The organism is Thermosipho atlanticus DSM 15807, from assembly GCF_900129985.1.
Lineage (GTDB): Bacteria > Thermotogota > Thermotogae > Thermotogales > Fervidobacteriaceae > Thermosipho_A > Thermosipho_A atlanticus.
In genome coordinates this window covers 13,927-36,289 of the sequence record NZ_FQXN01000004.1, presented here as the reverse complement: position 1 = coordinate 36,289, position 22,363 = coordinate 13,927, and the positions used below count along the sequence as shown (strand labels likewise).

At 30.8% G+C, this 22,363-nt stretch carries 18 protein-coding genes; 9 read left to right on the top strand and 9 right to left on the bottom strand.

All coding sequences use genetic code 11. The features are described 5' to 3' along the window. Positions 1–48: 48 nt before the first annotated feature. Genes BUB65_RS05485 through BUB65_RS05465 form a run of 5 tightly spaced genes read right to left on the bottom strand, consistent with a single transcriptional unit; the run spans position 49 to position 5,610 of the window. Positions 49–888 (bottom strand): MurR/RpiR family transcriptional regulator, encoded by an 840-nt coding sequence (locus BUB65_RS05485; protein WP_073073060.1) that lies wholly within the window; start codon positions 886–888, stop codon positions 49–51. After that, a complete protein-coding gene (locus tag BUB65_RS05480; protein WP_143606696.1) occupies positions 876–2,105 on the bottom strand; it encodes a glycosyltransferase in 1,230 nt (409 codons plus the stop codon). Before BUB65_RS05480 ends, BUB65_RS05485 begins: the two co-directional genes overlap by 13 nt. Next, positions 2,102–3,397 carry a carbohydrate ABC transporter permease gene (locus BUB65_RS05475; RefSeq protein ID WP_073073058.1) on the bottom strand — a complete coding sequence of 432 codons (1,296 nt, stop codon included), beginning with the start codon at positions 3,395–3,397 and terminating at the stop codon, positions 2,102–2,104. The genes BUB65_RS05480 and BUB65_RS05475 overlap by 4 nt, the downstream gene beginning before the upstream one ends. Continuing rightward, positions 3,391–4,251, bottom strand: coding sequence for a carbohydrate ABC transporter permease (locus BUB65_RS05470; RefSeq protein WP_200773538.1), 861 nt, complete (start codon positions 4,249–4,251; stop codon positions 3,391–3,393). The genes BUB65_RS05475 and BUB65_RS05470 overlap by 7 nt, the downstream gene beginning before the upstream one ends. Positions 4,252–4,308: 57 nt before the next feature. Beyond that, complete coding sequence (locus BUB65_RS05465) at positions 4,309–5,610, bottom strand: ABC transporter substrate-binding protein (RefSeq protein ID WP_073073055.1); 1,302 nt, start codon at positions 5,608–5,610, stop codon at positions 4,309–4,311. Between the two features lie 298 nt (positions 5,611–5,908). On the opposite strand from BUB65_RS05465, the gene pdo reads away from it, so the two are divergent. From pdo to glgX, 7 genes are all read left to right on the top strand, one after another. Beyond that, positions 5,909–6,571, top strand: coding sequence for a protein disulfide oxidoreductase (pdo, locus tag BUB65_RS05460; RefSeq protein ID WP_073073053.1), 663 nt, complete (start codon positions 5,909–5,911; stop codon positions 6,569–6,571). 14 nt (positions 6,572–6,585) lie between these two features. Beyond that, positions 6,586–7,536, top strand: coding sequence for a thioredoxin-disulfide reductase (gene trxB / locus BUB65_RS05455; protein ID WP_073073052.1), 951 nt, complete (start codon positions 6,586–6,588; stop codon positions 7,534–7,536). 12 nt (positions 7,537–7,548) lie between these two features. Then, entirely contained in the window at positions 7,549–7,791 is a 243-nt protein-coding gene (locus tag BUB65_RS05450) for a glutaredoxin family protein (RefSeq protein WP_073073050.1), read from the top strand. A 141-nt stretch (positions 7,792–7,932) separates the two neighbouring features. Continuing rightward, positions 7,933–8,613, top strand: coding sequence for a thioredoxin family protein (locus BUB65_RS05445; protein WP_073073049.1), 681 nt, complete (start codon positions 7,933–7,935; stop codon positions 8,611–8,613). Further along, the gene (locus BUB65_RS05440; protein ID WP_073073047.1) at positions 8,613–9,257 is read left to right on the top strand and encodes a cytochrome c biogenesis CcdA family protein; all 645 of its coding nucleotides are present in this window, start codon (positions 8,613–8,615) and stop codon (positions 9,255–9,257) included. Before BUB65_RS05445 ends, BUB65_RS05440 begins: the two co-directional genes overlap by 1 nt. A 31-nt stretch (positions 9,258–9,288) precedes the next feature. Beyond that, entirely contained in the window at positions 9,289–9,714 is a 426-nt protein-coding gene (locus BUB65_RS05435) for an OsmC family protein (RefSeq protein ID WP_073073045.1), read from the top strand. A 1-nt stretch (position 9,715) separates the two neighbouring features. Further along, on the top strand, positions 9,716–11,884 hold the full coding sequence (glgX, locus tag BUB65_RS05430) for a glycogen debranching protein GlgX (RefSeq protein WP_073073043.1): 2,169 nt from the start codon (positions 9,716–9,718) through the stop codon (positions 11,882–11,884). Between the two features lie 9 nt (positions 11,885–11,893). Here glgX and BUB65_RS05425 read toward each other — a convergent pair whose 3' ends face one another. The 4 genes from BUB65_RS05425 to galE are packed head-to-tail and all read right to left on the bottom strand — an operon-like array spanning position 11,894 to position 15,898. Continuing rightward, entirely contained in the window at positions 11,894–12,559 is a 666-nt protein-coding gene (locus tag BUB65_RS05425) for an SDR family oxidoreductase (RefSeq protein WP_073073042.1), read from the bottom strand. A 21-nt stretch (positions 12,560–12,580) separates the two neighbouring features. After that, positions 12,581–13,813, bottom strand: a complete 1,233-nt coding sequence (locus BUB65_RS05420) for a L,D-transpeptidase family protein (protein WP_073073040.1) — start codon at positions 13,811–13,813, stop codon at positions 12,581–12,583. Next, positions 13,810–14,889, bottom strand: a complete 1,080-nt coding sequence (locus BUB65_RS05415; RefSeq protein ID WP_073073039.1) for an alpha/beta hydrolase — start codon at positions 14,887–14,889, stop codon at positions 13,810–13,812. The genes BUB65_RS05420 and BUB65_RS05415 overlap by 4 nt, the downstream gene beginning before the upstream one ends. Before the next feature lie 16 nt (positions 14,890–14,905). After that, on the bottom strand, positions 14,906–15,898 hold the full coding sequence (gene galE / locus BUB65_RS05410) for a UDP-glucose 4-epimerase GalE (RefSeq protein ID WP_073073038.1): 993 nt from the start codon (positions 15,896–15,898) through the stop codon (positions 14,906–14,908). Between the two features lie 276 nt (positions 15,899–16,174). Here galE and BUB65_RS05405 point away from each other — a divergent pair, with 276 nt between their 5' ends. After that, entirely contained in the window at positions 16,175–19,273 is a 3,099-nt protein-coding gene (locus tag BUB65_RS05405; RefSeq protein ID WP_073073036.1) for a UvrD-helicase domain-containing protein, read from the top strand. Beyond that, complete coding sequence (locus tag BUB65_RS05400) at positions 19,270–22,362, top strand: PD-(D/E)XK nuclease family protein (protein ID WP_073073035.1); 3,093 nt, start codon at positions 19,270–19,272, stop codon at positions 22,360–22,362. The genes BUB65_RS05405 and BUB65_RS05400 overlap by 4 nt, the downstream gene beginning before the upstream one ends. Position 22,363: the final 1 nt, after the last annotated feature.

Here is a 22,363-nt window from a genome sequence, read left to right as displayed (position 1 = left end):
GTTTTTAGTAAAAATCTAACAAAAAAGCTCTCCAAAAGGAGAGCTTTTTTAAATCTTTTCATTTTTACTATTATATTTTTTTGTTTGCAAAGTCGTATTGCCTTTTTTGAGTATCTCAATCGCTCCTTCTTTTAAAGCTAAAACTTCTTCAAAAATCATATGAAGTAGGATCATTTGGCAAACAATTGGAGAAATTTTAGGTATGCCACTTTCAAGACCTGCAGGAGGAATATAAAGTATCGTATCTACTACCTCCGTAATTCTCGATTCAAACCCTCCAGTAATTGCAATCGTATAAGCTTTAGAATCTTTGGCAACTTTCATTGATTTGACAGTATCTCTTATGTTTCCGCTAGAAGAAATACCAAAAACTACTGTTTTTTTATCCATACCAACTGCACTGATAACTTGCATATGAGGATCGGTATAATAATTAGCAAAAAAACCTGCACGAGTAAAAAGAAGAGCACCATACTCTGCAACAACTCCACTTGAACCTACACCAAAGAAAAATACTTTATCAGAACTTACAACTTTTTTTGCTATTTTCTTTAATGTTTTCTCATCAACAAGTTTGGACAAATTTGTTAGTGAGGAAATCACTTCAGATATAATTGCATGGGTTTTAACAACCTGAATATTAACTGAAGAGAGTTCCTTAGCAAGCTCTATCTTAAAAGATTGAAAACCTTTATATCCGAGTTTTCTACTCAACCGTGAAATTGTAGCTTCACCTACTTTTGCAAGATCAGCAAGTTCACTAATTGAATGATGAATAACATCATCCGGATACTGAATAAAATATTTTGCAATCTTTTTTTCAGCAGGTTTCAATTGATCATATATTGCTTTTAATTTCTCAATAACACCTAATTTTATTTCATCCATATCTTTACTAACTCACCTTTCCTTTCGAAAAATTTATCTAAAAGCTCATTTATCTTCTTCTCTGCTTCTTTCGTATCCATATCCCACGTTTTTAGAACAAAATCCCCTGTTTTTCCAAAATATATTGGAACTAACACTTTTATCAACTCTTCTTTGTATTTTTTATATTTTTTCGAAAGTTCAAATATAACTGAGATCCACACCTCTTCATTGATTCTCCCATTACCATATGCTATATCAAATAATTTTTCAGTTAATTCCTCAGAAAAGATTTTTGATATATCATCTTTCATACTTATTATACCACTTTTACATCTATCAAGCAGATTTTTCGCATCAACTAATATTGGTTCCGGTTCAACTTCAAGAATGTCACCATATACAGGAGACTCGGCAATTTTATCCACATTCATCCAGTTTTCTTTGTATACCTCCATTAAATTAAATAACGTCCCAACAACTTCTTTAAACATATTTTCAAGATGTTTTCCGGGATCTTTTACATCATGAATCTTTGCACCTAAAGATGCCTGATATACTGGTAACTTAGATTCATTAATTGCAGTTGTAGTCATCCAAATATCAATTCCAAACTTTGAAATGTCCGAATCCCATATCTCAACCGGCTTTCTAACATAAATATTTATCAATTCTTTTCCTACACCAAAATCACCGCCTATTGGTTGTCTGATTTTTTGGCCATATAATATCGAGGTTAAAGGATAACATATCGAATTTGTAATTGTTCCATCGTATTTATGGCGTATATAATACGGTGTTACATAGGAAGTTTTTCCTTCAAGTATAGGAGTAAGTAACCTTTCAATCCAGAAAGGTTCTACACTTCTTAAATCAGAATCCAAAAAAACTACAGCCTTCGCTTCAACAACATGAGCTATTTCAAAAATACTTCTCATAGCAGTTCCTTTACCCGGTATTCCTTTATAGACAAAAGAATAAAGATCAGAGACAGTATCACTACTCAAAAATTTCTTACGTGTTCCATCAACAGAACCTCCGTCAGAATTTATAATACAAGCTCTCATATTCGGAAAGTACTGTTGTAAACCTTGGTCAGCCATTTCTACAACATATTTTATTGTTTCAGAGTTATTATAACTTGGTATTCCTACAATTAAATCATACGGACCTTTTTTAACAATGCTCTCTAAAATATTTTCAGGTACAGTGTAAACCTTGAAACCTTCTTTAATCATTCCTTAACACCTCCTGCTGTAAATCCTGCTGTAAGGTACTTCTCCATAAGACTGAAAATTATAATAACTGGTACGGCTGACACTAACGATGCAGCCATTAATCGCCCCCAAACTGAATGTGCGGATTGGCTAAATGCATTAAGACCTATCGGTAATGTAAACAAATCAGTATAAGATTTTAACCCAAGAAATGCTGATGCAAATAAATATTCATTCCATCCAATCATAAATGCGTATATATAAACGGTAACAATCGCAGGAGCCGATAATGGAATTATAATTTTAAATATTCTTTGCATCCTAGTACATCCATCTATAATTGCAGCTTCTTCTATTGAAAATGATATCGTTCTAAAATAATTCCCTAACATATATAAAGACACGGGTAAAGTTTGAATTACGTACACTATTATTAAATACATTCCTGCTCCAAATGGTATTGACAAAAATCCAAGTTTTACAGCTATTTGATACAATGGAACCATTATTACTGTTCCACCAAAAAGATAAACTACTAAAACGGATCTTTGAATAATACCTTTTCCTCTAAATTTGAGTCTAGAAATAGCATAACCTCCTAACAAAGAAAAAAATAAGCTCATTAACGCTGCTCCACCTGCAAACATTAATGAGTTTCTTATATAACGTAAAAACGGAAATTCAGTTGCTTTTTCAGTTATAATTTTCTCCCTCTGTTTTTTTAACTCTTCTATTTGTACTCTTATTTTTGTAAGTTCAGAATCAATAAAATCTTTATCTTTATAATCATTCACAAACTCTGTTAGTTCAATTAATAAAGACAAATCTTCCTTACTAAGAATTGTCTGAGCGTTTTCCATTATCTCTCTATATTCTCTTGTGCCTTTTTTTATAGCTCTTTCAACATATATTTCTCTATTTCCAGGTGCAATACCAGAAAAATCTATTATCAATTCAATTATATTTTTTAATTCTTTTTTCTTTTCAGGTAATAATTTCTTTTCAAGGTAAACTTTATAGGTTTCTTCAGATTTTGATATTGATTCCAGTCTTTTTATTTTTTCACTGATCGATTCTATATTTCTTTTTGTAATTTCGTCACCAAAGAAAACTTCTTCAGTACTCTGAACCATCCCGAAAATTTCTGCATAGTTTCTTAGGGTAAGATTTTTAAAGCTTGTTTTATAAGGATCATAGTCAGCATGAAGTGATACTATAAGCATAAAATAAAAAGGGATTAATATGATAAATGCTATTAAAATTATTCCAATGTAAAATAACACTTTTCTCAAAGGTGATTTACCCTTCACCATTTTAACACCTTCTTTACATAGACCCCTATTAAAACCATCATAATAACCATTAATATTGTGGAAATAGCTGCAGCAACACCAAATTCTGGGGACGTTGTGCCAATTACTCTTTCATATATAAATATTGGCAACGTTCCAGCACTTCTACTCATTAAGTAAACTTCATCAAACTTATAAAAATTCCAAATGCCTCTCAGTAGTCCTACAGCACCAATTACAAAATATATTTCAGGTAATGTAATATTCAAAAATTTCTTCCACGAATTAGCCCCATCAATTTCTGCGGCTTCGTAAAGCTCTGTTGGAATTGATTGCAACTTTGAAAGAATCATTAAATAAACAAAAGGAAAGTTTCTCCAAATGTTAAATATAGAAACAACTATAAATGCATTATTAACATTGTTTAATAAATCAACCTCGGAAGAAATCCAACCTAATCTTCTCCCAAAAAACTCAACAAAAGGGCCCAAACTAGGATCGAAAATATAATGCCAAGAAAACACTATTGAAATCAAAGGAGTAATGTATGGTAAAAGAATAATTGTCCGCATTATTTTCCGACCTTTAAATTCTCTATTCATCATTAAAGCTACACCAAGTCCCAGCAAAATGCTTCCTATTACAGTTAATAAAGTAAAAGATATCGTTAAAGAAAATGATTTCCAAAATTCTCTATCAGAAAGAATTCTTCTATAATTATCTAATCCCACGAACTTAATTGAAGAAATTCCAACATCAAAAAAAGAAAGGTAAATATTGTAAAGCACAGGATATAATATCAATAAAAGTAAAAGCACTATTGTTGGTGTAACAAGTTTCCAAGCAAATTTTTCTTCTTTATGGGCAAGACTCAAGATTCAAACACCTCCTACTCAAAGGAGAAAAGGGGGATGACTCTCCCCCTTTTTTATTTACTTACCAGTAATCTTTTTCATTTCCAATTCCCAATATTTTAATACTTTCTCAGGTGAAAGATTTTCATCAAACATTTTCACCAAACCTTTTCCAATTATAAACGCTCCCGAAATTTTCCCCATTTCGGGAAAAACTTTTCCATTAACGTATCCAAATTTTTCAACATTTGACATACCTTCTATAATCTCCATTATCTTATCCCTACCGTATCGTTCATATATACCCTTTGGATCTCGCATAAACACTTCACTTTCTGCCATCTTTTTTGTAGTTGGAAGCATACCACCAGGCGCCATATGGAGAAACTTTACATAATTTTCTGGTTCAAACATAAATGTTAAAAATTTCCAAGCTCCTAGTTTGTTTTTAGTAGTATTTAAGACTCCCAATGAAACAACTTGTCCAAAAGATGATTTTCTTGAATGAGTCATATATGGTGCAAAACCAGTATTTTTTACAAGTTGTGGATCAAAATCTCCAACGTATTTGGTTTGAACTTCTGCTAAAGCTAAATCATCCATAATATATGTGGAATAAAAAAACATAGCCGTTTTTCCTTGAAGATAAAGTTCTCTCGCTTGTTTCCAATAAGTATGACCCGGAGCTGAATATTTTCCAAGTTCTTTGTAAAATTCCAAAGTTTCTTTCATTTCTGGCGAATTTACTACAACATTTCCATTTTCATCAAAAATTCTTGCGCCATTTGACAAAGCAAAAATTGTAAAAACTTGTTCAGCATAAGAATCGCTGTTTTTGGCAAGAACAATTCCAAAAATTCCACTATCGGGATTGTGGAAATACTTTGCAGCTTTTAAAATAGAATCCCAAGTAATTGGAGGCTCAAGACCTGCTCGCTCAAACCAATCCTTTCTATACCATATACCCTGAACCCATCCATGAAACGGTATAGCATAATAGCTTTTCCCATCTGGAGTTCTTACAAATCTTGCGGCACCTTCATAAAAGTTTTCATCCGTATTATTGATAAATCTTGTTGGCAAAATCGTATCAAGTAATCCATCTGCTCCTAGACTTAATATGGTTTCAGCTCCAGCTTCAATAATATCCGGAAGGGTTCCTGCAGCTTTGGCAGCAGCAAGTTTTGAAAACATTTCATTTTCTTCAACTGCTACAACCTCAACTTCAATCCCCGTTTCAATCGAAAATGTCTTAGCTAATTGATTTATCACCTTTTGTCTATTTTCCTCTACTTGCGTATGCCAAAAAACTAACTTGCCTGAAGCAAACACAATGGTCAATGAAACTAAGAAAAGCAAAACCACAAAAAGTTTTTTCATAATTCCGCCTCCTGAAGAAAAATATTTCCGTACACATTATTATAGTATCATAAAGAAAAGAAAAAACTTAACACAGGAACCTATTAATAAACTTTGAATAAAGCCTGAAAATTTAAAAATTCTTTAGAAACCTCTCTTTTTTTAACAATCATATAAATTGTTTCCCAAAAATTTTAATGTCTACCAAGTTTGTCGAAATTGTAACATTAAGTTTAGACTAATTCATAAAATATGGTGTATAATTAAGTCGTGCCCAAAAATGAAGATAATAATAAAGTTTATATGGAGGTGTATAATTATGGCACTTTTATCAGCAAAAGACAGGGAATATTTGATTGACACATTCTCAAAAGAACTTAAAAACAACGTAAAACTTATTTATTTTGGTGATTCGAAAGAAAATTGTGAATACTGTGAGTTAGAGGAACAAATCTTAGACGAATTGCAAGAACTTTCCAACAAAATTGTTGTTGAAAGATATAATGTTAATGAACATAACGACTTAGCAAAAAAATATGAGGTAGAAATGACACCAGCCTTAATTCTTACTCTTGAAGACGGTGAAGATAAAGGCGTAAGGTTTTACGGCCTTCCTTCGGGACATGAATTCGGAACATTAGTTCAAGATATTATTACTTTTGGTAAAGGAGCAACTCCCGAGCTTTCTCCAAGCACTATTGAAAAACTTCAAGCTATTGATAAACCCGTTAAAATTAGTGTATTTGTAACTCCAACATGCCCGTATTGTCCCAAAGCAGTTTTGACTGCACATAATTTCGCACTCGTTAATCCTCTCATTAAAGCTGAAATGATTGAAGCCAATGAATTTTTTGAACTAAGTAACGAATTTGGAGTTTCATCTGTTCCACATATCGTTATTAATAGGAATCCCAATACTTTCTTCATTGGAGCATATCCTGAAGCTCAGTATCTTGAAGAAGTCTTGAAAGCTATAAAATAAGGGGGTGAACTTAAATGGTTCACTTTGATCTCGGAAACATTTCCACTGGCCCGAAAGATTATTACGACATTTTAATAGTTGGAGGAGGCCCGGCAGGTCTTACTGCAGCAATATATGCGGGACGCGCAGGTCTCACTGCCGCTGTATTTGAAAAAGCCCTAGAAGGTGGTGCAGTCACTCAAACACACATAGTTGAAAACTGGCCCGGTTTTGTTAGAATTGAAGGCAGTGTGCTTGGTGAAAAGTTTGCAGAACATGCTAAAGAATTTGGCGCTGAAATTGTAACGGCTGAAGTTATGAAAATAACGTATGATAATGAATATAAATATATTCATCTAGACAATGGGAAAGTTGTTAAAGGTAAAGTATTAATTTATGCAACAGGGGCTGTTCCAAGGCAATTAGGAGTTCCTGGTGAAAAGGAATTTAGAGGAAAGGGAGTTACGTATTGTGCAGCTTGTGACGGTTATTTATTTTCTGGAAAAGATGTAGTTGTTGTAGGTGGTGGAGATAGCGCTTGCGATGAAGCTCATTTCTTGGCTAAAATGGTGAAAAGTATTACAATGGTTCAAAATTTGCCATATCTAACCGCTGCTAAAGTTTTACAAGATAGACTTTTATCAAATGAAAATGTAAAAGTCATTTATAATTCTCTTGTAAAAGAAATTAAAGGAAAAGACAAAGTAGAAGAAGTTGTTATAGTTAATAACGAAACTGGTGAAGAATCAGTAATCAAAGCTGAAGGTGTATTTATATATATAGGTCTTGTTCCAAAGAGTGACTTATTAAAAGATATTGTCGAACTCGACCAATACGGATATATTAAAACAGATGAAAACATGGAAACAAATGTACCAGGTATATACGCAGTTGGAGATGTAAGAGTTAAAAATTTGAGACAAATTGTTACAGCCGCCGCAGATGGCGCAATTGCTGTTGAACATGCTGCTAAAAAATACTTCTAAGGAGGTGGCAAAGTGCAACATTTAAAGATAACAATTTATACAACTCCGACTTGCCCATACTGTAAAAAAGCTAAAAATTATTTTAAACAATTGGGATTAAAATTTAAAGAATATGACGTTTCAAAAGATCAAAAAGCAGCTGAAAAAATGTATAAAAAATCTGGACAATTAGGTGTTCCAGTAATTGAGATTGGTAATCAGGTTATTATAGGTTTTGACAAATCTAAAATTGATAGAATACTTGGTATTAACTAAAGGCAGGAAACCCTGCCTTTAGTTATCTTTTAGGGGGGAAAACATGAATTTTTTTAAAACCTGGAAGATGAAGTGCCCAATTATTAAATTTTTTTGGAAAATAAAAATAAAAAAATTTAAAGTAGGAAAGAAGGTTAAATTATGAAAAAAATATCCTTTTTATTAATCATTATGTTATCAATACTTGTATTTTCCTATGAATATACATTTTACGATCTAGAAACAGCTTATAAAATTTCACTTATCGAAAATAAACCATTAATAATTTATTTTTCTTCTCCAACATGTATATATTGCAAAAAATTCGAAGATGAAGTACTTTCAGATGAAAAATTTCAAAACATCCTTAGAGCTTCATACATATTTGTTAAAATAAACCCCAACACAAAGAAAACTAAGTTTCTTGGTGAAGAGTTTACTAATAGAGAATTATTCAATGTTTTTGGTGTTCGCGGTACTCCAACATTTGTATTTTGGAATAAAGATCAAGGAATAACTACTATCCCAGGATTTTTGCCTTTAAATGATTTTAAAAAGGCATTAATGTACGTTTTAAGATATTTATACGAAGATTATCAAGAAAGTTTTGACGATTATGCTTCAAAGAATGATTTCTATCTTGGTGCCCCCGAGTTAATCCCTGTTAATAAAGAAGATTTTGATTTCGTGCTTAACAATGATAAAAATGTTGAAGTTGTGGAATCAATTGATGAAGAGAAAAATATTGATGTATATAAAACTTATCTCACTTATTCCAAGGATGTTGGGGAATTTCTAAAAAGCAAAGGAGTTCTAAGAATCCTTCTTTTGGAGGAAAATTAATGCTTAGCATTTACAAAGATATAAGTATATGGGTTGCCTTGGGACATGGATTTTTAGCCTTTTTTAGCCCATGCGTTTTACCACTTATTCCTGCTTTTTTAGGGATTCTTTTTACTGCAAAAAATAAGATCACTAAAACCATTGGTTTTTTTGTTGGTTTTTCTTTTTTGTTTTCAGCTATTGGTGTGTTCTCAGGACAAGTTGGTAGTTTTTTTGTCAAATACGGAGTTGTAATAAACTACGTTTTAGGAATCATTATTATTGCTATGGGAATTTTCTATATTATCGGAAAACAAATTGTAAAAGAAAGTAAGATAAATATTTGGAAATTTAAAGGTGGAGGATTTTTAACTGGTGTTCTCTTTGGAGGAGCAATTGGACTTGTTTGGATACCATGTAGTAGCCCCATACTAGGTTCTATTTTGACTATTGCCGCGAGTTCAAATGCTTTAAAAGGAGGAATTTTACTATTTGTTTATTCGCTTGGAATTTCTATTCCTTTTCTTACCATAGGTATTCCTGTTTCAAAATTGATTTCTTACAGTTTTGGAAAACCAAAATGGGAGTTAATTTTAAGAATTTTCGGAGGAATATTCTTAATAATTCTTGGAATTCTAATCATCAAAGGAGAAATGCTTGTATGATATAATAAAGTAACAAGAAAGGAGAGAGAAAATGGCAAAAGCTGAACTGAATTGGTATGAGGGAATGTTGTTCTTTACAAAAACAACTTCTGGACATGATTTAATATTAGATGCTAGTGAAAATGTGGGAGGAAAAGACGCAGGTTTAAGACCAAAAGAACTCATGCTCTATTCTCTTATGGGATGTACTGGAATGGATATTGTATCTTTATTAAGAAAGATGAAAGTTATAGACAAGCTCGTGTCATTTAAATTGGAAACTGAATTTGAAACTGCTTCAGAACATCCTAAAGTCTTTACAAAAATTCATTTAAAATATATTTTTAAATTTAATGGAGAACCACCAAAAGAAAAAGTCGAAAAAGCTGTACATCTTTCTCAAGAAAAATATTGCGCAGTATCAGCGATGCTCAAACAAGTGATTCCTGAATTTACTTACGAGATTGTGTATCAATAATATGGCTGACTATCCTGTACAATATAACAATCCCTCTCCAAATACTAAATTGAAAACAAAAAGAGGATATCCCAGGTTAGGTGCAACCCCAGACGACACTGGAGTTAATTTTGCTATTTTTTCAAGACATGCTGAAAAAGTAATATTGGAATTATATCAACACCATGAAGATTCTACCCCTTCACATCGTTTTGAACTTCATCCGATTCATAATAAGACGGGGGATATATGGCACATTTACGTCTATGGAATAGGTCACGGCCAATATTATGGTTGGAGAATATATGGGCCATATGAACCAGAAAATGGAAAAAGATTTAATCATCATAAATTACTTTTAGATCCGTACGCCAAAGCTATTGTGAATAATTTCGATTGGAATTCTACATCAGTATATGGATACGACAAAAATTCTCCTCTGAAAGACTTATCGTTCTCAATAGAAGACTCTGTCAAAAATTCAGCTAAATCAATAGTTATCGACGACTCCAAATATGACTGGAAGGGCGATACACATCCAAATATTCCTTGGGAAAATACTATAATTTATGAAATGCATGTTAGACTTTTTACAATGCATCCAAATGCAAAAGTCAAAAATCCAGGAACTTTTTTAGGGATATTAGAAAAACTGAATCATTTAAAAGAGTTAGGAGTTACTACTATAGAATTAATGCCTATATTTGAATTTAACTTTGATGCTAATGACAGGATTAATCCTATCACTGGCGAAAAATTAAAAGACGTTTGGGGATACAATCCACTTGGATTTTTCGCAGTTACTGGTAATTATTCTGTTGGAATGAAACTTGGAGAACAAGTATTTTTGTTCAAAGATTTCGTAAAAGAAATGCACAAAAACGGGTTGGAAGTAATTCTAGATGTTGTATATAACCATACCGGCGAAGGAAATGAATTAGGACCTACTATCTCATTCCGAGGAATCGATAACGAAATTTATTACATGCTTAATCCAGAAAATAAAAGATATTATTTAAATTACTCAGGTTGTGGAAATACCCTAAATTGTAATCATCCAGTGGTTAAAGAGATGATAATAGATAGTCTGAGATATTGGGCCACAGAAATGCACGTTGATGGATTCCGGTTTGACCTTGCAGCCGTTTTAGGGAGAACACCTGAAGGGAAATGGATAGGAGATCTATCGTTACTAAAAGACATTTCTGAAGATCCTATCTTGCATAATCTGAAATTGATAGCGGAAGGTTGGGACGCTGCCGGCGGATATTTTCTTGGACAGTTCCCAAAAGGCTGGGCAGAATGGAATGGAAAATATAGAGATACTGTTAGGAAATTCATTCGAGGGGATGAAGGTACAGTTCTTGAACTTGCAAAAAGAATTACCGGTAGCCCGGATCTTTACAGCAAAAAGGAACCGCACGCAAGTATAAACTTTATAACTTGTCACGATGGATTTACATTGAGAGATCTTGTAAGTTATAACCATAAACATAATGAAGAAAACGGGGAAGATAATAAAGATGGCGCAGATGAAAATTATAGTTTCAACTACGGAGTTGAAGGTGAAAGTAATGACCCTGAAATAATTAAAATCAGGAAACAGCAAATCAAAAATTTTGTGGCTATTCTTATGGTTTCACAAGGAACCCCTATGATATTAATGGGTGATGAAATGTTCAGAACGCAATACGGTAATAACAATACTTACTGCCAGGATAACGAGAAGACATGGCTCGATTGGTCATTAAAAGAAAAACATTATGATATTTTCAGATTTTTTAAAAAAATGATTGAATTCAGAAAAAAACATCATGCTCTACGGAGAAAACATTTCTTTACAGGTAAAGATCTTACAGGTGATGGAATAGCAGATATTAGTTGGCACGGTGTAAAACCTTATCAGCCTGATTGGGGATACCATTCTCATTCAATTGCCTTCATGATAAGTGGAACAGATTTTTTATGTGAAAAAGTGGAGCCAGATAACGATATCTTCGTCATTCTAAACCAATGGAAAGAACCTTTGAATTTTACTCTTCCATTTTTGCATGGCAAAACTTGGTTTAGAGTTGTTGATACTTCAAAGGATTCACCTGAAGATTTTCTTGATGAACCTGAACAAATAGGTTTTACTTATACTGCAATGCCTAGAAGTTCTGTAATTTTAATCAGCAAGGAAACAAAATAATTTTTCAATTTACCATTCTATTTCTTTACCAGTATAATCATAAAATTTTCCTGTTTCTTTTACATTCTCAATCAGATTAATAATGTTTTTTGCGGATTCTTCTGGCGTAATAGGAGCGTTTTTCCCTCCCATATCTGTTTTCACCCACCCAGGATGTACAGAGAAAACTAAAATATCTTCTTTCAAAAAATAATTTGAAAGTAGTTTAGTCGCCATGTTAAGAGCCGCTTTTGATATTGAATAACAATAACTTGGGGTTGTCCTTGTATTACTTATCGAACCTAAAATAGAATCTATATTAACTATCTTTCCACCCTTCTTTAGTTTCTTATTTTTGTACAGCTCTTGTGTTAAAAAAAGCGCTCCCAAAGTATTTACCTTAAAAGAATTTAAAAAATCTTCATATTTCAGCTCAGGAAAACTGTCTTTAAAAAGAACACCAGCATTGTTTATAAGAATATCTACTTCGCATTTTAATTGGGCGGAAAAATCCACAATTGAATTATAATCTGAAATATCCAAATGCATAATGTCAATATTTTCTTCTTCAAGTTGCAATAAATTTTTTGCCTTTAAATTTCTCACCGCGGCAATAACCTTGTGTTTCTTCTTTAATATTTCTTTAGTTAAAGCAAAACCTATTCCTCTATTTGCACCTGTAATTAAAAATGTCATAAAATTCCCTCCAATTAAACTCTAATTTACTTTTGTTAATAACATTTTCTCTTTAAAGGCTGTAAATTCTGGAAGGTCTGACAAATTATCAGGAAAATTTTTGTATTCTTTTATTACAATAACTGGACTTCCTAAATTAACAAAAGCATCCAAAGTTTCCACATCAAAATTAAACATTCTTATACAACCATGAGAGATTCTCCGGCCAATTTCCCACGGTTTTGTTGTACCATGTATACCATATGTGGGATTTGAAAATTGCAAAAATCTTGTACCAAGACCGTTAATAGGAGATCTTGGAGGAATATATTCGCCATACCAATAAAGAGCCGGATCAATTTGTTTATCTAATATCCAATATATCCCAGGTGGAGTTGCATCACTTCTTCCTATTGCAACAGGAAATATTTTCACAAGCTTTCCAGCATAATAAACTGCGAGCCTTGAAGTTGAGAGATTAACTACAACGGTCGTAAGTCCCTCTAAAAACTGGACAGTACCAATTTTTAACTTCATTCCAGGATAAATTTTATTGGGATCTTCCAATTTATTAATAATTTGAAGATCAGCCGTCCTAACACCATATTTGTTAGCTATTTCCCATAATATTTCTCCTTTTTTTACTGTATGCGTGCCAAAAATATTGGTTATATATGGAGTAAAATCACCTCTGAGATATGTAGTAAAACCATTCAATGTAAACAAATTATACTCCACCTTTTTTTCTTTTCCATTTTTCAATCTAATAGTTATAATTAATTGGTTTCTAAATTCTTTTCGTGGTTTTTTGGTAATTAACAAATAACCTTCAGAAGTTTTTATTACATCAAGTCGAATATCGTCAACTTTCGCTTTAACTATAGTGTACTCAGTTTCCACTTTTGCTACTAAAGACTTACTTTCCGGATCTGTATAAACTTTTAAATTAATTGACTTTTTATATTCCCTCAAATCTAAAATCACATTTGAAACAACACCAGTTACAATCTGATTTAAGTTATTTTTTCCATAAACTATTGGAATCACCCAAGAATAATTTCCGTCTCTAAATTCATATAAATTATTACCAGCTTTTCTTGCAATTATGAAACCAGTAGGAGTATATAAATATACTTTTGGAGAAATTGAAGGCTCGTAATATGGTGTTACTGATAACAATACCTCTGTAGATGTTACAGTTTCAATTTCAACGTAATGTGCTCCAAAAGTAATTAAAAATATATATAAAAAAATCAAAGACAAAATCTTTTTCATTTTTTAACCTCCAAAATCCATTCTACCGCCTCTGGAAATCTTTTTGCCCAATACACTTCATTATGAATACCTTCAGGATCCTCTATGTATTTTACGTTTACAAAATTTTTCTTCAATATACGTTCTAGTTTTCTTACATTTTCTAAAAACGTTGGATCGCTAGATTCTTTTTTTCCAACATACAGAAAAATTTTTGCATTTGCTGGTGGATTTTGACTCACGTAATTGAAAATTTTTCCATCACCGAAAAATAGAGAAGGGCTCATTACAATAGCACCTGAAAAAATATCATATTTGGATATTGCATATAAAGAAATCAACCCTCCCATGGAAGAGCCACCAATATAATTACTTTCTTTTTTAGTACTATAATGGGAATCAATAAATGGTTTTAAACTATTAACAATAAACTCCAAATATTTATCACCTTTTCCTCCATCCTTGTAATATGAATCATACCACGGAGAATATTCAGCTAATCTATCCGAAGAATTATATATCCCTACAACAATTATAGGATCAATTTTTCCAGTTGTTATTAAATTATCTAATGTTTCATCAATGCCCCATTCTATACCTATAAAAGAAGTTTTGCTATCAAAAAGATTTTGCCCATCATGCATATATAACACAGGATATTTCTCATTTTCATCATATCCTGGAGGAAGATAGACAATTATATTCCTTTTATTGTTAAGTTCTGGAGAATAAAAATTTTCAATTATTTCTAACTTCCCCGATAAATCTTTCCACTTCTTTACTTTTGCTATGATTTTAACACCATCCTTAGTTATCCTTGCAATTCTATATTTTTTAATATTCTCTATCGTAGTAGTACTTCCTCTAGTTACAATAAATTTTATAACGCCTGATAAATCCACTTTTAATTCATAATGTCCATTTTTGTATTGCATCATGTATCTTTTATCATTTGGATTCCAATCGTTAAAATTTCCTGAAATAAACACATTGCTATTATTTGGTGTATTATCGGGAACATATACAACAAAAGTAACTTTATAAGAAAAAATTAATGAAAATATCGAAATCAAAAAAAGCAAACTGATTTTTTTCATTTTTCACACTCCAAAGTCAGTTCTTTATTATACCATACCTATTTTTCATATTTCTATGCCAATTCCAGGCAGTTCTAATTATACTTTCTAGAGAGTATATTGGTCGCCAATCGAGTATTCTTTTTGCTTTTGTACTATCAGCAATCAGATACGGTGGATCACCAGGCCTTCTACTTGTTTCTAATACTTTAAAATCCTTTTTTGTAACTCTTTTTACAGTTTCAATAACTTCTTTTACCGAATAGCCTTCTCCACTTCCTAAGTTAAAATAATTCGTACTTCCACCATCCAATAAATATTCTAACCCTTTAACGTGCGCTTCCGCCAAATCATTCACATGAACAAAATCTCTTACACAAGTTCCATCTTTTGTGTTATAATCGGTTCCAAATATTTTCACATTTTCTCTAATTCCAAGCGCTGCATCTAATATTAATGGAATAAGGTGTGTCTCTGGCACATGCGCTTCTCCAATTTCACCGCTTTCATCAGCCCCAGCCGCATTGAAATATCTAAATCTAATACTTTTCAAGCCATATGCTTTGTCATAATCTTCCAAAATCTGCTCAATCATCCATTTGCTTTTACCATATGGATTTATAGGGACTTTACGATCGTCCTCACTAATAGGTACTCTTTCAGGAATTCCATAAACAGCAGCTGTAGAAGAAAATATGAACTTGTCTATTTTATTATTCAACATAACTTTTAGAAGAGTCAGAGTAGCAGACACATTATTAGTATAATATTTTTGTGGATTAATCATCGATTCTCCTACCTCAATGAATGCACAGAAATGCATAACAGCATCTATGTTATATTGTTTAAAAACTTTATCCAAAAGTTGTTCATCAGAAATATCTCCGAGAACAAATTCTCCCCATTTAACGAATTCTTTATAACCATGAACTAAATTGTCATATACTACAACCTTATAACCTCTTTCATGGAGTTTTTTACATACATGTGAGCCTATATATCCAGCGCCACCGGCTACAAGTACGGTCATTTTTCCCCTCCTTAGTTTTAATTTCAATTATATTATACCTTATATTTTCGTTAGTTTAATATTTCCTTTAAAAATTTTTAATGTTATAATTAATATAAATAGAACAACTAAAAAATTGAAACTTATGTTTGTTAAAATATAAAGCATAGAAAAATAAAATAACACCGTTTCTTCACATTGATTCTTTCGTTTTTACTGTTACTCAACAAAACTTCTGAAAATTAATATACTTTCACAAAATCCTATCTAATTATGAGTTTATATTGAGGTGTAAATATGTCTATTTTAAATGAAATTAAAAAAAACATTAACGCAAATTACTTTATTTCTGCATCTGCCGGAACAGGAAAGACTTATACCATTACAAATTATTACGTTTTCATACTTGAAGAGTATGAAAAATTAAATTATCCAGAAATTATTGATAAAATAGTTGTCGTTACTTTCACAAGGAAAGCTGCTTCTGAAATGAAAGAGAGAATATTAGAAACTGTGAAAAGGAAGGTCGTTGAAGCAAAGAAATCAAAAAATCAAAAAATTATAAAATACTGGGAAAACGTTAACAACAACCTCACTCGCGCAATAATCTCCACAATTGATAGTTTCTGTCAAAGAATACTGAAAGAAGAGAACCTAAACGTCTCTATTGACCCAAACTTCACAATTATAAGTGATGCCAAAGCAGCAAAATTAATTGAAAAATCAGTATATTTAACTTTAAAATACATTTTTGAATTATATGATAATAACAAAACAACGGTCACTACAAATCTTTTAGCAAAAAGAAAGGAGAAAATTGAAACTTATTTAAAAGAATTACTGAACTACAAAAATGGACTTAAAATTCTATTTGAAAAAATGAAAAACCTTAACGCGATGGAAGAATTGCTTGAAAAAACTCTTATAAATTGGAGAACAGAAATGAAGAAATCTACTATTTCTGATAAACTATTCAAAGTTGCTAAAGATGATTCCGAGGCACTTGTTGCATTTAAACTTATATCACTTATTTCAAAAGAATTATACGAAGGATTTACTGTGGATAATTTCGAGTTTGATTTTAAAGGCGTTCTCGAAAAAACTCTAGAAGTACTTGAAATTGATCATATAAAAGAAAAATATAAAAACAAATTCAAATACATCATTGTCGATGAATTCCAAGACACTAATTACCTTCAAAAAGAATTATTTGAAAAACTTCATAGCGAAAACAATTATGTGTTCTATGTAGGAGATAGGAAACAATCGATTTATAGATTTAGAGGTTCAGATGTTTCCGTTTTCCTTGAAACTTTACAAGAATTTGAAGAAAAATCTGACGAAAAATACAAAATATTAGCTTTACGAGACAATTATCGTTCAAATAAGCATTTAGTCAATTTCTTTAATTTTATTGTCAAAGAAAAACTATTTAACAAACATATTGCAGAAAAAACTGAAAAACATGAGGTATTCAAATCAATTTATCCAAATTTATATGAAAAACTATGGTTTGACAAAAACGATATTTCAAACGCAAAAATTCTTCAGGGTGGTGTTGTACCAGGAATTAATCAAAAAACTGGCGGTAGAATAAAATATGTTTTGATCAAACTCAAGGAAAACGAAGACAAAATAAAAAAAGAAGCAGAAGTAGCAGCTTACCTTATATCAAAACTTGTTGGAAAAAAGTTATGTACTAAAAATAATGAAAATCATATAATTACGTACAACGATTTTGTTATATTAAGATCAAGAATTGCAAATGCTGAAGAAATTTACTCAGAAGTATTCAAAAAATATGGTATTCCACTTTATATAATTGGAGGGAAAAATTTCTACAAAAGACTTGAAATTAAAACAATACTAAATGCTTTAAATGCTATTCAAAATCCAAATAATAATTTTTATTTTACACAATTCTTCTTTTCTCCGTTAGTCTCAGGAACTTTTAAGGATTACAACAAAATCATTCAAGAAAATAACGGAGAACCTTTATTTCAAACCGCGAAACATCTCAATTTTTCGAATAACATTTCTCATGCTCTAAAAACTCTTGAAAAATACGCGGAACTCAAGTACTATATTAGCCCTACAGAAGTCTTAAGAAACCTCATTGAAGAACTTAATTACTTTGAAAAATTAACACAATTTCAAGATTATAAAACTGCTATCCTAAATGTTAGAAAATTACTTTCCGAAGCTTCAAGTATGGATCAACTTGCAACGTCATTTTCAGAACTTATTAAGCTTATCCAGAAATTATCTGAAACAAGTGAAGGAGAGGCCACAATTGAAGATGAAACATCAAACAGTGTTAAGTTAATGTCAATACATGCATCAAAAGGATTGGAATTTAAGATAGTAATTCTTGGTGATCTTCTTGACACAAAAAAGGACAACAAGTCAAAAAACGGTGTACAATTTACAAATACAAAAACTAAAAGATATTATATCTTAGAAAAATTCCTAGAAGAATTTAGAAACTCTGAAAATACTGAAATTCTAGATGCTATAAAACTTTTTAACTTAAACGATGTATATGACGAAACAGAACTTCAGAGGAAATTATATGTTGCTATAACAAGAGCTTCTGAAATTTTTATCCCACTTATTTTCCCCGAAATTGACTCTTATTCAGGAAAATTTTTAAAACTAACCGAATCGGAAATTGAAGAATTGAAAAATAATCATACTGGCAGTTTAGAATTCATTGAAATAGAAAACATTGAAATAGAAAAAACGGAAAATAAAAGTGATGAGATTTTGGGAGAAATTCCTCAAAAAAATCTTAGGGATCTGAGAAATCTTGCCTATAAATCTTACATTTCACCAACAACAATTTACAGCTTTCTTGGTAAACAAAAAGAACTAGAACTAACAGAGGAAGAAGAAAAAGTATATAATTTCGACAACTTGTTCCTAGAGGAAACGTTTGAAGGAACTGATATTCATCAGAAACTTTCCACGGTAGAAACTCTTTCTCAACTTAAAAATTTAGAAGATTCAGGAATATTAAAAGTTAACATCTCAAGTAAACTACAAGAATTATTTGAAAATTCAACTGTTTTTTCTGAATGGCGACTCGCTAAACCATTTAAATTCAAAGGTAGAAATTACATTTTATTTGGCATCCCTGACAAAGTATTCAAAAAAAACAACAACTTTTACATTGTTGATTTCAAACACACAAAATTACATGATCAAGAAAAATTGGAAAAATACGTTTTTCAAATTCAGTTTTATATGTTTCTTTTAAACGATTTTGGAAATGTTATAAAAGGTTATATAGTCTCAACAAAAACAGGAGAAATCATAGATGTAGTTCCTCCTAACGACACTTTCAAAAATACTATTGAAAAATTAATCGAAGAGTATGAAAAGGTGGTAACATGAGGAAAGCTATAATAATAGAACCGACAAATAACCATTTTGAATTGCTAGCCCGGGAAATTGAAAAATATTATAATCCATTTTCCTTTTTATTCATTGGACCCACAGGTCAATACGTAAGGCAAGTTTCGGATAAGTTTGCTTTCAAATACGGAAAAACAATTAATAAAAATGCTTTTATGGTTATCAATCAATATGTTACAGAAACTTTGTTGAAAAACAACATGGATGCTGTTTTTTTCGATAGAGACTTCTTTAAGGCTTTTATAGCTGAAAAAATTGAAGAACTGGTGGCAAAATATGATAAACATAGAGACGAGTATTATGACTTCTTAAGGGTTGTTTCAAGATCTAAAGGAATAATTGAATATATACTCGATCTTTTTGAAAAAGCTTGGGAACTGAATAACAGTAACAATAATTCTTATACTCCTATGTATTATAAAGAAATCGAGAAAATTCTCAACCAAGATGGAAATCTTCCAAGACTTGTTAATGAACTTTTAGAAGAAATTAGATTCTTTTTTCAAAAAACAGAAAATATTTTCGATCCTATAACAACTTACAAATGGTATATTGAAAATGCAAGTTATGTAGAAACAGAAAAAGAAACACTTGTAATTAGCGGATTCTTTGATCTAACCCCCCTTGTAAAAAAAGCTCTTCAAAAATTATTTGAAAAAAGCAACAATGTTTATTTTTACGTTTGGAGAAAAATTGAAGACAGAGCCTTCAAAGAACTAGATGCTATATATGAATTTTTAAGAGAAAACAAATTTGTATTGGAAGAAAAAAAACCTGTAAAACTAAACCTTAAACCCTATACATACGGATTATCATTTAAAAATCCTTCAAATGAAATAAAATACATTTGCGGTATGGTTAAGAAAAATATACTCGATGGTACCCAACCGGGTGATATTGCAATCATTGCTCCTACTAATCAGATCATGTTTCAAATTTCTGAGGAATTAAAGAATATGAAAATTCCTCACAAACTTTCTGGAATTACCAAACTTTCAGAAAGTAAACTCATTAAAATGTTGCTTCAACCACTTAAAACTATCTTTTCTGGATATGACATGGAAGACATTTTGGCACTAATTGAAACACCTTATATTACAAATAGAAAGCTCACAATGGATCAAATTGAAGAACTTTTTAAGGAATTTGGTTTCTTTTTTATAAACTTAAAATCCTCACAAATTAGCAAAGAACATATTCAAAATATGTTTTTAAAACCCATACAAGAAAAAATTGATAAATTGTCACAAATAGTGGAAGACGACACATTTCAAGAAAGAATGGATAAAATTGATGAATACAGAAATTTTAAGGAAATAATTGAATCGACTTTTGATTTGTTAATTAACATCGAAAACAATATGAAAAATGACTTTTTTGAATGGATTAGAAATTTTATCAAGGATGTTATTTATAATTTTTCTATCTTTAAAGAACCTTCTAAATACCTGAACAATGAAAGTATAACGAAGGAAATTAATGCTCTTTTCAAATTTTCAGAAGTAATTATGAAACTCCAAAAATATAGTAAAGTAATATTTAAAAACAAAAAAACTTCCTGGCATTTACTGTACAAAATACTTATAAACATTTTAAGCGTAGAAACATACAGAACAACTAACAAGTATTCAAACTCTGTCGAGATTCTTGATATTACTACTGCTAGATTTGTTGAGAAAAAATATAAATTTTTTGTTCATTTTACCGATTCTTATTATCCTTCTTTTAATACAAATCCATTAATATTGCAAGCATCGGATGATTCACATAATTTCGTTAGTTACATTGAAGAAAACGAAAGGAGAAACATTATTTTATCTTTTATTTTTTCCACTAAAAATTTTGTGTCATATCCCTCATCCAGCCTTAAAGGTGAGCCAATTCTACCTTCACAATATATGAGAGAATTTTGTAACGGTCCTATAAAAACCGAAAATGATAGCAATATTCTTCCATCCCCAGAAAATATTTTTTCTATACAAGACAAGAAAATATATGAAGCATTAAAAAGAAAACAAGAAGCACCCACTGCAGATAAAAATCAATGGGTAGGTAAATTCAAAAGAACAACGTTAAGTCACACCAAAATTTCTATGTATGTAGATTGTCCTTTTTACTTTTATTTAAGGGAAATAGCAAAGGTAAAACCTATTTCAAAAAATAAAGAATCAATGTACAAAGGAATTTTATTTCACAGAGTCTTGAAAGAGATTTTTGAAAAAAACATAACTAATTTGCAAGTCGAAAATATTCAAAAACTTGTCGAAAAAGTATATTATGATATTTTCCGAAATGAAATAGACCAATATAGTTTACCTTCAATGTTAAAAATAAAAGAATTTTCTGAATTACTTACTAAGTTTCTATCAGAAAATCTCTCAGAAAAAGGTTATCTGAAAATTGTTAAAAAATTCAGCCTTCAAAGAAAAAAAACAAAAGAATTAGAATCACAATACAAAGAAACTCTTAAAATAGGGGAAAAAGAATATGATTTTGAAATTAGAATTGATAGAATTGACGAACTTGATAAAAATTATACAGGTTTTTATGGAACAAATAGCAAGGAAGTTTCAGAGAATATTTCAGAAACTGAGAAAAAAGCAATTGCTATAATAGATTACAAAAGTTCATTAAACAAAATCTATGCAGAACAGCTTTTACTTTACGATATTGTTTATAGAAAAGCCAAAAAAGAGAATTTTGATAGTTTTCTAATATTTTTCAATTTATCTGGAAAATCTCCAAAAAATTACTTTATAAAAAGAGAAGGAAACTTCTTAATTTTAAAAGGAGGCGGGAAAAAAACACACTATTATCTTGTCAATTATGATTCTTTTATCAACTGGCTAAAAAATGTGTTAGAAAAAATGTCAACCGGCTATTTTGCCCCAATAGCATTAGAAGAAAACGTGAAAAACAAACCATTCTTAAGCTATGTAAAAGAAACTACACAATTTGATATAAAAACAACCATAGAAACAAAATGTATAAATTTTAATTATAGTTGTGATTTCGTTGAAATTTGTCGAAATTTAGAAATATACAAAAACGCAAAATTAAAAAAATAAA